Genomic DNA, 12,058 nt, shown 5'->3' on the forward strand with positions numbered 1-12,058 from the left:
GAGAAAACCATCAATGATGATCGTCGCCACGCAGGTAAATGACCCAGTATGTCAACCCAACTAACAGACCCCCACCGATAATGTTCCCGATAGTGACAGGGATCAGGTTATCAGTAATGAAATTCATAATAGTCAGGTGAGAGAAACTTTCCGGGGATGAACCAACTGCGGTCCAGAACTCCGGGCTTGCAAAGTCGCGGATGACAATGCCCATTGGGATCATGAACATATTCGCGATACTGTGCTCAAAGCCGCTGGCAACAAACATCGCAACCGGCAGAACCATGATTAAGGCTTTGTCCATCAGGCTACGACCGGAGTAGCTCATCCATACAGCCAGGCAGACCATCAGGTTCGCGAGGATGCCGAGAGCAACGGCTTCAATAAATGTGTGGTGCATTTTGTGGTCGGCGGTTTGCAGGACGTTCAGTCCCCAGCCGCCGTTGGCGGTCATGTACTCGCCAGAAAGCCACATCAACAAAACAAAGAGCAGACAGCCAACCAGGTTACCCACGTAGACGTTAAGCCAGTTACGTGCCAGCTGACCCCAGGTAATTCTTCCGCTGGCCTTTGCCACGACAATCAGCACCGTTGAGGTGAAGAGATCGGCACCGCAAATGACGCAAAGAATCAGACCCAGTGAGAAGCAAATGCCGCCAATCAGTTTGGCCATGCCAAAAGGCATTCCGGCAGTACCGGTGGTGGCGGTGATGTAGAAGACGAAAGCGATAGAGATGAACACACCAGCCGTGATCGCCAGATAGAACGTCTTCATCGGGTGTTTCGTTGCTTTATAGACACCCGCTTCTTCGGCGACTTTTGCCATCGCAGCGGGGAGTAAAAGATCAAAAGGGTTGTCAGCTTTCACACTAACTCTCTCTTTATTAAGTCGGCGACGAGATACTAACAAAGCATTATAGAAGAGAAATTGATATAGATCATATCTCGCCTGGCTTATAGGCCCGCAGTGTGTATGGTTTTACACCAAATGCGGAGTAAGTATTTGATTATCCGTATAAAAATAAATTTTAAAAGTTGTGAAAAGAGTTGAATTTTTTCGTTCGGCCACCTCTGAAACAGTTAATTAATATGGAGTATTAGCCATAAAAAGTAACAGTTAAGTCCGGGTAGATATTATTATATTTACCCATGATTAACTTTATTATTACAAACAACAGTCATTGCCGAAGAAAATAAAAAAAGGGGCAATGAAATTGCCCCGTAATATAGCCCAGACGATTGAATACGCCTACTGCTGGTAATGTTATGTGCGCTTATTTTGACCAGTAAGCGGTTTTCGCTTTCTGCAGCTTCTCATAGGCCTTCAGCAGCGACTGATGCGCCGGGAAAGCTTTCAGATCGCTGTCAACAGCCTGCAGACCGTAGAACGGCTCTTCACCGCTCAGCGCCGCGCTGGCCGCTTCTACCGCCTCGGCACCGTACATGCGCACAAAAGCATTCAGATACTGCAGCGGCTCACGATCCTCTTCCTGCGCGAGAAGCAGCAGGGTTTGCAGGCAGCGGTAATAGTTGGTGCGCTCGGCAGAGAAGACCGACTGGTTAAACTCCATGGTCCACTCGGTCCAGGCCAGGGCCTGATCCAGATCGCCGCCCGCCAGCGCCAGCATCGCTTTCAGCTCGCCGATGCGCAGGGTATACCAGCCGTTATCTTTGCCGGTCGCCAGACCCAACAGCTCGCGTACGCGCGTGAAGTCATCGTGGCCTTCCTCATCCAGCTGGGCGATCAGGTTCAGATAATCCTCTTTTTCCCATTCGCTGCCCGGCAGAGCCAGCAATGTTTCACGCAGATGCGCGCCCATGCTGTTGTTCGCCAGCCACAGATCTTCAGCAGGGTAGATGTCGGACATGCCAGGAACAATAATACGGCACGCATAGACGCCCAGGTGCTCGTAGTCAGCAATGTAGACTTCTTTATCTTCAGATTTGAAGATGGCCATCAGCGTGGCGAACTCTTCTTCCGTGGTACCGGCAAAGCTCCAGTCCACGAAAGGATAGTCGGCGTCCTGTTTGAATAGATCCCATGAGATCAAACCGCTGGAGTCGATGAAGTGGGTTTCCAGATTGGTATGCTCAGCCACTTCTTCATCGTCGAACGTTGGCGGCGTAAACACGTCGAGGTCTTTCAGGCTACGGCCCTGCAGCAGTTCGGTCACGGTACGTTCCAGCGCTACGCCGAAGTCCGGATGTGCGCCGAAGGAGGCGAAGCAGGTGCCATTTGTCGGGTTAAACAGCACAACGCAGATAACCGGGTATTTACCGCCCAGCGAGCCGTCATACGCAAAGATTGGGAAACCTTCGGCTTCCAGTTTGGCGATGGATTCCACCACGCCCGGATAACGCGCCAGCACGTCTGCCGGAATTTCAGGCAGGCTGATGGATTCGGCAATAATGCGGTTTTTAATGTGGCGTTCGAAGACTTCAGACAGACCCTGCACGCGCGCTTCATTGCGGGTATTACCGGCGGACATGCCGTTAGACACGTACAGGTTGCCGACGATGTTCATCGGGATATAGACGGTCTGCTCATCCGACTGACGAGTGAATGGCAGGGCGCAAATACCGCGATCTTCGTTACCGGACTGCAGATCGATCAGCATGCTGGCGGTCAGTTCGTTTTCGGGATCGTAAAACGCACGCAGACGCGTATCCAGGATACCTTCCGGCAGTTCGTCATCTTCGGTCAGCGGGAACCATTTTTCATTCGGGTAGTGAACGAACGGGCCGTTAGCGATGGTTTCACCCAGCCAGAAATCGGCGAAGAAGTAGTTGGTGGACAGACGCTCAAAATACTCACCCAGCGCAGAGGCCAGTGCCGCTTTTTTTGTCGCGCCTTTACCGTTGGTAAAGCACAGGGCACAGTCTTTATCGCGAATATGTACGGACCAGACATGCGGCACCGGATTGAGCCAGGAGGCTTCTTCGATGTTAAAACCCAGGTCGGTCAGTTTCTGCTGGAAGCGAGCGATGGAATCTTCCAGGGCGGCGTCTTTGCCGGGGATAAACGTTTGAGTCATGGCGTTCACTTTTATCGTACGTAAAGCGCGCAATGATACGGGTTTTGCGTGACAGGTGCTATCTCCGGCGAAAATAAAAGACTGGGCTATGCTTACTGTCAGTAACTCACTGTTAAGGCATAGAAAAATGAAAGCATTCGATCTCCAGCGGATGGCGTTTGATAAAGTCCCTCCCGAATTTTTAGGCGAAGTGGCGCTGCGTAGTCTGTATACCTTCGTTCTGGTCTTCCTGTTTCTTAAAATCACCGGTCGTCGCGGCGTGCGGCAGATGTCGCTTTTTGAAGTATTGATCATCCTGACGCTGGGTTCAGCGGCGGGGGATGTCGCTTTTTATGATGATGTGCCGATGGTGCCGGTGTTTATCGTTTTTGTCTCACTGGCGCTCCTCTATCGCCTGGTAATGTGGCTGATGTCGAAAAGCGAAAAGCTGGAAGATCTGCTTGAAGGAAAGCCGGTCGTGATTGTCGAGGACGGTCAGCTGGCCTGGGAAAATGTCCAGAGTGCCAATATGACCGAGTTTGAGTTCTTTATGGAGCTGCGCCTGAACAGCGTGGAACAGCTCGGGCAGGTGCGTCTGGCGATAATGGAAACTAACGGGCAGATCAGCGTCTATTACTACGCGGATGAGGACGTAAAGCCTGGTCTCTGTATTTTGCCGGATATGCTGATCGAGCGTTTCAGGACGGTCCCCGAAGCAGGCGATTACGCTTGCGTAAGATGTAGCCATGTTGTGGCCATGAAGCCTGGCGATCGTCAATTATGCCCTCGCTGTGCAAATCCGGAATGGACGAAGGTTAGCCGGGCTAAACGGATCACCTGACAGCCATTTTGTCGGTTTTGCGATAGCGAGGCGGCAGATTGTTTTGTGTGACGCGGGGCACATTTCACCGGTCATTAGTTTTAGACATTGCGGCGCGTGTCACTGAATGATAAAACCGATATCCACAGTTATAACTTATGGCTTTTAGCGTGGTGAGGGGAAATGGCTCAAGTCTTTAATTTCAGTTCAGGTCCGGCAATGTTACCGGCAGACGTGCTTAAACAGGCTCAACAGGAACTTTGTGACTGGAACGGTCTGGGGACGTCGGTGATGGAAATCAGCCACCGGGGTAAAGAGTTTATTCAGGTGGCGGAAGAGGCAGAAAAGGATTTTCGCGATCTGCTGAATATTCCCTCGAACTACAAAGTATTGTTCTGCCATGGCGGCGGACGCGGCCAGTTTGCTGGCGTGCCGCTGAACATCCTTGGTGATAAAACGACGGCAGACTACGTTGATGCGGGCTACTGGGCGGCCAGTGCGGTGAAAGAAGCGCACAAGTACTGCACGCCGAATGTTATTGACGCCAAAGTGACCGTTGACGGTCTGCGCGCCGTGAAGCCCATGAGCGAGTGGCAACTCTCTGACAACGCTGCGTATCTTCACTACTGCCCGAACGAAACCATCGACGGTATCGCCATTGACGAGACCCCGAACTTCGGCAAAGACGTAGTGGTTGCCGCAGATTTCTCCTCCACCATTCTTTCTGCGCCAATTGACGTCAGTCGCTACGGTGTAATTTATGCGGGCGCGCAGAAAAATATCGGCCCTGCTGGCCTGACTATCGTCATCGTGCGCGAAGACCTGCTGGGTAAAGCGCACAAATCCTGCCCGTCGATTCTCGATTACACCGTGCTGAACGATAACGACTCCATGTTCAACACCCCGCCGACGTTTGCCTGGTACCTGTCCGGCCTGGTCTTCAAATGGCTGAAGCAAAACGGCGGTGTGGCGCAGATGGACAAGGTTAATCAGCAGAAAGCCGAGCTGCTGTACGGCGTGATTGATAAGAGCGATTTCTATCGTAACGATGTGGCGAAAGCCAACCGTTCGCGCATGAACGTGCCGTTCCAGCTGGCGGACAGCAACCTGGATAAAGTCTTCCTGGAAGAGTCCTTCGCGGCAGGTCTGCACGCGCTGAAAGGCCACCGAGTGGTGGGCGGCATGCGTGCCTCCATCTATAACGCCATGCCGCTGGAAGGCGTTAAAGCGCTGACCGATTTCATGATTGACTTCGAACGTCGCCACGGTTAATTGCGCTGTTTTCACCCCCGTAGCCCTGCTGCGGGGTTTTTATTATGTTGAGTTGAGATAAGTTTCATGGAATCCCTGACGTTACAACCTATCGCGCGGGTAGATGGCACCATCAATCTGCCTGGTTCAAAAAGTGTCTCGAACCGCGCTCTGCTGCTGGCAGCTCTGGCAAACGGCACCACCGTCCTCACGAACCTGCTGGACAGCGATGACGTGCGCCATATGCTCAATGCGCTGAAAGCGTTGGGAGTTCATTACACGCTGTCTGACGACCGTACCCGCTGCGAGGTGACGGGGAACGGCGGCGCGCTACGCTCGGCTGATGAGCTTGAACTGTTTCTGGGTAACGCGGGGACCGCAATGCGTCCGCTGGCGGCAGCGCTGTGTCTGGGCAGCAACAACATTGTCCTGACAGGCGAGCCGCGCATGAAAGAGCGCCCGATCGGCCATCTGGTGGATGCCCTTCGTCAGGGCGGCGCGCAGATTGAGTATCTGGAGCAAGAGAATTATCCACCCCTGCGTCTGCGCGGAGGGTTTACCGGCGGTAACGTCGAGGTTGACGGTAGCGTATCCAGCCAGTTCCTGACGGCGCTGCTGATGACCGCACCGCTGGCACCGCAGGATACCGTTATCACTATTAAGGGCGATCTGGTTTCCAAACCGTACATTGATATTACGCTGCATCTGATGAAGACCTTCGGTGTAGAGGTTGAAAACCAGGCTTATCAGCGTTTTGTCGTTCGCGGCGCCCAGCAATATCAGTCTCCGGGCCATTACCTGGTGGAAGGGGATGCCTCTTCCGCTTCGTATTTCCTGGCTGCCGGGGCGATTAAAGGCGGCACGGTGAAAGTGACCGGCATTGGCCGTAACAGCGTGCAGGGTGATATTCGTTTTGCTGACGTGCTGGAGAAAATGGGTGCCATTGTCACCTGGGGCGATGATTTCATCTCCTGTACACACGGTGAATTGAAGGCCATTGATATGGACATGAACCATATCCCGGATGCGGCGATGACCATCGCCACGGCGGCGCTGTTTGCAAAAGGCACCACCACGCTGCGTAACATCTACAACTGGCGCGTGAAAGAGACCGATCGTCTGTTCGCAATGGCCACCGAGTTGCGTAAGGTGGGAGCTGAAGTGGAAGAGGGCGAAGACTACATTCGCGTTACGCCTCCGGCAAAACTGCAGTTCGCGGAAATTGGGACCTACAACGATCACCGTATGGCGATGTGCTTCTCGCTGGTGGCGCTGTCCGATACCGCGGTGACCATCCTCGATCCAAAATGTACAGCGAAAACCTTCCCGGACTACTTCGAGCAGCTGGCCCGCATCAGTACGCTGGCCTGATAACAGCGTGCCGCATCGCCCGATGCGGCATTTGCTTACGCTTCCTGACGTTCATTCACGCGCATTTCTTCTACACTCTGCTTCATTAATTCCCTAATTTGCACGCAAAGGTAACAGTTGCGCACGTTGGCGCGTATAATGCGCGGCGTTTATGTAAACGGTATGCCTTATTTAAGGAGAAAAAGATGACGGCAGTTGCCCCGGTAATCACCATTGATGGGCCTAGTGGCGCAGGGAAAGGTACGCTGTGCAAAGCGATGGCGGAAGCATTGCAATGGCATCTTTTAGATTCGGGAGCAATCTATCGCGTGCTGGCGCTGGCTGCACTGCATCATCATGTGGATGTAGCCTCTGAAGAGGCGCTGGTTCCGTTGGCGGCGCATCTGGATGTGCGTTTCGTGTCGACCGATGGCAACCTGGAAGTCATCCTTGAAGGGGAAGACGTGAGCGGCGAAATTCGTACGCAGGAAGTGGCAAATGCCGCCTCCCAGGTGGCGGCATTCCCGCGCGTTCGTGAGGCTCTGTTACGCCGTCAGCGCGCGTTCCGTGAAGCCCCGGGTCTGATTGCGGACGGGCGTGATATGGGAACCGTGGTATTCCCTGATGCGCCGGTGAAAATTTTCCTTGACGCCTCTTCGGAAGAACGTGCGCAACGCCGCATGCTTCAGTTGCAGGAGAAGGGGTTTAGTGTTAACTTTGATCGCCTTTTATCCGAGATAAAAGAGCGCGATGACCGCGATCGTAACCGCGCCGTCGCCCCACTTGTTCCTGCAGAAGATGCATTAGTTCTGGATTCCACCAGTTTAACTATTGAGCAAGTGATTGAAAAAGCGCTACAATATGCGCGCCAAAAACTGGCACTCGCGTAATCGCGACCGATTTAGCAGTACCCCCGCTGCAATGGATTGACGGCGGGTATGTGAAACAACCCCATCCGGCACGGAGCCAGGTGGACGTTAATATTAACCTGAAGATTAAACATGACTGAATCTTTTGCTCAACTGTTTGAAGAATCCTTAAAAGAAATCGAAACCCGTCCGGGTTCCATCGTTCGCGGTGTTGTTGTTGCTATCGACAAAGACGTAGTACTGGTTGACGCCGGTCTGAAATCTGAGTCCGCCATTCCGGCAGAGCAGTTCAAAAACGCCCAGGGCGAGCTGGAAATCCAGGTGGGTGACGAAGTTGACGTTGCTCTGGACGCAGTAGAAGACGGCTTCGGCGAAACCCTGCTGTCTCGTGAGAAAGCTAAACGTCACGAAGCATGGATCACGCTGGAGAAAGCTTACGAAGAAGCTGAAACTGTGGTCGGTGTTATCAACGGCAAAGTTAAAGGTGGCTTCACTGTTGAGCTGAATGGTATTCGTGCGTTCCTGCCAGGTTCTCTGGTAGACGTTCGTCCAGTCCGTGACACCCTGCACCTCGAAGGCAAAGAGCTTGAGTTCAAAGTAATCAAGCTGGACCAGAAGCGTAACAACGTTGTTGTTTCCCGTCGTGCCGTTATCGAATCCGAAAACAGCGCAGAACGCGATCAGCTGCTGGAAAACCTGCAGGAAGGCATGGAAGTCAAAGGTATCGTTAAGAACCTCACTGACTACGGCGCATTCGTTGACCTGGGCGGCGTTGATGGCCTGCTGCACATCACCGACATGGCGTGGAAACGCGTTAAGCACCCAAGCGAAATCGTGAACGTGGGCGACGAAATCACTGTTAAAGTGCTGAAGTTCGACCGCGAGCGTACTCGTGTATCCCTCGGCCTGAAACAGCTGGGCGAAGATCCATGGGTAGCTATCGCTAAGCGTTACCCAGAAGGTACCAAACTGACTGGTCGCGTGACCAACCTGACTGACTACGGCTGCTTCGTTGAAATCGAAGAAGGCGTTGAAGGTCTGGTACACGTTTCCGAAATGGACTGGACCAACAAAAACATCCACCCATCCAAAGTTGTTAACGTTGGTGATGTAGTGGAAGTGATGGTTCTGGATATCGACGAAGAACGTCGTCGTATCTCCCTGGGCCTGAAGCAGTGCAAAAACAACCCATGGCAGCAGTTCGCGGAAACCCACAACAAGGGCGACCGTGTTGAAGGTAAAATCAAGTCTATCACTGACTTCGGTATCTTCATCGGCCTGGACGGCGGCATCGATGGCCTGGTTCACCTGTCTGACATCTCCTGGAACGTTGCAGGCGAAGAAGCAGTTCGTGAATACAAAAAAGGCGACGAAATCGCTGCAGTTGTTCTGCAGGTTGACGCAGAGCGTGAGCGTATCTCCCTGGGCGTTAAACAGCTCGCGGAAGATCCGTTCAACAACTGGGTTGCACTGAACAAGAAAGGCGCAATCGTAAACGGTAAAGTAACTGCAGTTGACGCTAAAGGCGCAACCGTAGAACTGGCTGACGGCGTTGAAGGTTACCTGCGCGCTTCTGAAGCTTCCCGTGACCGCGTTGAAGATGCCACTCTGGTTCTGAACGTAGGCGACGACGTTGAAGCTAAGTTCACCGGTGTTGACCGTAAGAACCGTGCAATCAGCCTGTCTGTTCGTGCTAAAGACGAAGCTGATGAGAAAGATGCAATCGCAACTGTTAACAAACAGGAAGATGCAAACTTCTCTAACAACGCAATGGCTGAAGCTTTCAAAGCAGCTAAAGGCGAGTAATATCAGGTTCTCAGCATCATTTGAGCTGTAACGCATTTACAGCGCGAAGGATGAGGAGCAAACTTGACAGATTGCAGGATCCGTCCTGTAATCAATAACAAAGGGCGGCTACGGCCGCCCTTGTTTAATGAGCTGTTCAGCTAATTGGTTTGAAAGGAACCGGAGGAATCATGACCAAGTCAGAATTGATTGAAAGACTTGCCAGTCAGCAACCGCATATCCCTGCCAAGGCAGTGGAAGATGCCGTAAAAGAGATGCTGGAGCATATGGCCTCCACTCTTGCCCAGGGCGAGCGCATTGAAATCCGCGGTTTCGGTAGTTTTTCTCTGCACTATCGTGCTCCACGTACCGGGCGTAACCCGAAAACGGGCGATAAAGTCGAACTGGAAGGTAAGTACGTTCCGCACTTTAAGCCAGGTAAAGAACTGCGCGATCGCGCCAATATTTATGGCAACTGAGTTTATCCCTTGGGGTAAACTGGGTTCGAAAGAAAGCACCTGCGGGTGCTTTTTTTGTGCTTAACATTTTCGTTCTGAAGAGCCCCCGCATTTTTCATTTCCGTTTCTGCAAACGGATAAAAACAGTACGGCACGTGCTGTAAAACCTGGTCTTCCCACCTGACAACACGCTCTGCCTGCTTACATACTGCCATCCTGAAACAGGGAGGTAGCAATGGGCATACCCGCGCTAAGCATCTGCGCCATTCTGGCAATAACCCCTTTGCTCTGGTTACCTGAGCTGCCATCACGTCATCTCGTCTGGATAATGATTGTGGGTGGTGTCGTGCTGGCTGCACGGCGAAACGTACAACTGAAGTATGTGGGGATGGGGGTGTTATTTTGTGTATGGGGGATCCTTGCTGCTCAGGAGAGCGTCTGGCCTATGGCGCATTTAACCTCGGAAGCGGTGCGGGCTGAGGTCGAGATCACCGCGACAGATGGCAAAACCCTGCTCAAGGGAAACATTCTCAGCCTGGATGGTCAACGCTGGTGGGCGTCCACGGGCGTAACGCTGTATGGCAACGATCTGCCACAGAACGTATGTGCCGGTCAGCGCTGGGCCATGACGCTCAGACTCAGGCCTGTTCACGGCGAACTGAACGACGGAGGCTATGATGTCCAGCGAAGCGCTCTTGCCCAACATCAAACGCTGAGCGGGCGCTTCACCCATGCGGAACGCGTCGATGGACGCTGCAGCCTGCGCGCACAATACCTGATGTCACTGCAAAAGCGACTTTCTGCTTATCAATGGGGAGCGGTTATCCTCGGGTTGGGGATGGGGGAGCGTCTGGATGTCCCGCGGGAAATAAAAGATCTGATGCGAGAAACCGGCACGCTGCATCTCATGGCGATTTCAGGTCTGCATATCGCACTGGCAGCATCCATCGTCTGGTTACTGGCTCGCGGTTTCCAGTTTTTATTACCCGCCCATCGGATCCACTGGCAAATTCCTCTCCTGGCCGGGTTGGCCTTTGCCGCTTTTTACGCCTGGCTTACCGGTTTACAACCACCGGCAATGCGAACGGTTATCGCCCTTGCTGTACTCGCGACGTTGCGTATTACGGCCCGTCAATGGTCTCCCTGGCAGGTATGGTTTTGCTGTATCGCGGCGATCCTGCTAAGCGATCCGTTAGCCGTACTGTCGCAAAGTCTGGCCCTGTCAGCATTTGCCGTCGCTGCGTTGATTTTCTGGTTTCAGTGGTTGCCGCTTCCTCACTGGCACCGGGTTCGTCGGATACGACCACTCCTGAACCTCGTATATCTACAGGTCGGAATGTTGCTGCTGCTTATGCCGTTGCAGGTGCTGATTTTCCATGGTTTCAGCCTCTCGTCCCTCATTGCCAATCTCTTTGCCGTTCCCCTGGTGACATTTATCTCCGTGCCGCTGATCCTGCTCGGTATGTTGCTCCATCTGCTGCCGCTGGCGGCGGTAGAAAGTGCCGTCTGGTTTGCGGCCGATAAGTCGCTTGCGGGACTCTTCTGGCTACTGATGCGCCTGCCTGATGGCTGGCAAAATGTGGATCAACGCTGGCAGTACCTGTCATTGCTGCCCTGGCTTGCCATCGCGGGCTGGCGTTTTCGTGCCTGGAAAATCGTTCCTGCTGTTTGTCTGGCAGGCAGCGTCCTGTTGACATATCCCCTGTGGCAAACAACAAAAAGCGATAGCTGGACGCTACATATGCTGGATGTAGGGCAGGGGCTGGCTATGGTCATTGAACGGCAGGGAAAAGCCATTCTGTATGATACCGGGCTCGCCTGGCCGGGCGGAGACAGCGCGCAGCGGGTAATTATTCCGTGGCTTCGCTGGCATCACCTGTGGCCGGAAGGCGTCATTCTCAGTCATGATCACCTCGACCATACAGGGGGCCTGGCATCGCTGAAAAAAGCCTGGCCTGAAATGTGGATAAGAAGCCCCTTACGTCAGGCAGGTCATCGCCCTTGTTTCCGGGGACAACGCTGGCGATGGCAGGGGCTCACCTTCACCGTTCACTGGCCACCAGAGAATTATCCCTCCCAGGGGAATAACGCTTCCTGTGTGGTAAAAGTTGATGACGGTGAGCAGAGTGTTCTGCTGACTGGGGACATTGAAGCGCCTGCGGAACAGGCTATGCTTAGCCATTACTGGCGTCATCTGAGGACCACGCTCATACAAGTCCCCCATCATGGCAGCAATACGTCTTCATCGTTGCCACTGGTAAAGCGGGCGGAAGGGCAGATTGCACTGGATTCGGCGGCCCGCTACAACGCATGGCATTTTCCGTCGGCTAAAGTCGTACGACGTTATCGTAAAGAGGGGTATATCTGGCACGATACGCCTCATTCTGGACAAATATCGGTGACATTCTCGCAACATCACTGGCAAATCCGACGCTTGCGAGAACAAATTTTACCCCGCTGGTATCATCAGTGGTTTGGCGCGCCCGTAGATAACGGGTAGAATATGCGGCT

At 53.2% G+C, this 12,058-nt stretch carries 9 protein-coding genes; 7 read left to right on the top strand and 2 right to left on the bottom strand.

Annotated elements, in window-relative coordinates:
• Nucleotides 1-10: 10 nt before the first annotated feature.
• Both focA and ycaO read right to left on the bottom strand, forming a co-directional pair.
• Nucleotides 11-868, bottom strand: a complete 858-nt coding sequence (gene focA / locus C5687_RS05690) for a formate transporter FocA (protein WP_008499974.1) — start codon at nt 866-868, stop codon at nt 11-13.
• Nucleotides 869-1,274: 406 nt separating this feature from the next.
• On the bottom strand, nt 1,275-3,035 hold the full coding sequence (gene ycaO, locus C5687_RS05695) for a 30S ribosomal protein S12 methylthiotransferase accessory factor YcaO (protein ID WP_162299939.1): 1,761 nt from the start codon (nt 3,033-3,035) through the stop codon (nt 1,275-1,277).
• Nucleotides 3,036-3,162: 127 nt separating this feature from the next.
• Between ycaO and C5687_RS05700 the strand changes: the two genes are divergently transcribed.
• From C5687_RS05700 to C5687_RS05730, 7 genes are all read left to right on the top strand, one after another.
• A complete protein-coding gene (locus C5687_RS05700) occupies nt 3,163-3,855 on the top strand; it encodes a DUF421 domain-containing protein (RefSeq protein ID WP_025756012.1) in 693 nt (230 codons plus the stop codon).
• A 162-nt stretch (nt 3,856-4,017) separates the two neighbouring features.
• Nucleotides 4,018-5,106, top strand: a complete 1,089-nt coding sequence (gene serC, locus C5687_RS05705; RefSeq protein ID WP_045284488.1) for a 3-phosphoserine/phosphohydroxythreonine transaminase — start codon at nt 4,018-4,020, stop codon at nt 5,104-5,106.
• 66 nt (nt 5,107-5,172) lie between these two features.
• On the top strand, nt 5,173-6,456 hold the full coding sequence (gene aroA / locus C5687_RS05710) for a 3-phosphoshikimate 1-carboxyvinyltransferase (RefSeq protein ID WP_045284487.1): 1,284 nt from the start codon (nt 5,173-5,175) through the stop codon (nt 6,454-6,456).
• Between the two features lie 185 nt (nt 6,457-6,641).
• On the top strand, nt 6,642-7,325 hold the full coding sequence (gene cmk / locus C5687_RS05715; protein WP_013097305.1) for a (d)CMP kinase: 684 nt from the start codon (nt 6,642-6,644) through the stop codon (nt 7,323-7,325).
• Nucleotides 7,326-7,436: 111 nt separating this feature from the next.
• A complete protein-coding gene (gene rpsA, locus C5687_RS05720; protein WP_008499966.1) occupies nt 7,437-9,110 on the top strand; it encodes a 30S ribosomal protein S1 in 1,674 nt (557 codons plus the stop codon).
• 170 nt (nt 9,111-9,280) lie between these two features.
• Nucleotides 9,281-9,568, top strand: coding sequence for an integration host factor subunit beta (gene ihfB / locus C5687_RS05725; protein ID WP_008499965.1), 288 nt, complete (start codon nt 9,281-9,283; stop codon nt 9,566-9,568).
• 214 nt (nt 9,569-9,782) lie between these two features.
• A complete protein-coding gene (locus C5687_RS05730) occupies nt 9,783-12,047 on the top strand; it encodes a ComEC family protein (protein ID WP_104556563.1) in 2,265 nt (754 codons plus the stop codon).
• Nucleotides 12,048-12,058 lie beyond the last annotated feature (11 nt).

Source organism: Enterobacter sichuanensis (assembly GCF_002939185.1).
GTDB lineage: Bacteria > Pseudomonadota > Gammaproteobacteria > Enterobacterales > Enterobacteriaceae > Enterobacter > Enterobacter sichuanensis.

Bases quoted from the DNA above. Each gene is read 5' to 3' on its own strand.
- ihfB (WP_008499965.1), top strand. From the start codon at position 9,281: ATGACCAAGTCAGAATTGATTGAAAGACTTGCCAGTCAGCAACCGCAT.
- cmk (WP_013097305.1), top strand. From the start codon at position 6,642: ATGACGGCAGTTGCCCCGGTAATCACCATTGATGGGCCTAGTGGCGCA.
- C5687_RS05730 (WP_104556563.1), top strand. From the start codon at position 9,783: ATGGGCATACCCGCGCTAAGCATCTGCGCCATTCTGGCAATAACCCCT.
- rpsA (WP_008499966.1), top strand. From the start codon at position 7,437: ATGACTGAATCTTTTGCTCAACTGTTTGAAGAATCCTTAAAAGAAATC.
- serC (WP_045284488.1), top strand. From the start codon at position 4,018: ATGGCTCAAGTCTTTAATTTCAGTTCAGGTCCGGCAATGTTACCGGCA.
- C5687_RS05700 (WP_025756012.1), top strand. From the start codon at position 3,163: ATGAAAGCATTCGATCTCCAGCGGATGGCGTTTGATAAAGTCCCTCCC.
- ycaO (WP_162299939.1), bottom strand. From the start codon at position 3,035: ATGACTCAAACGTTTATCCCCGGCAAAGACGCCGCCCTGGAAGATTCC.
- aroA (WP_045284487.1), top strand. From the start codon at position 5,173: ATGGAATCCCTGACGTTACAACCTATCGCGCGGGTAGATGGCACCATC.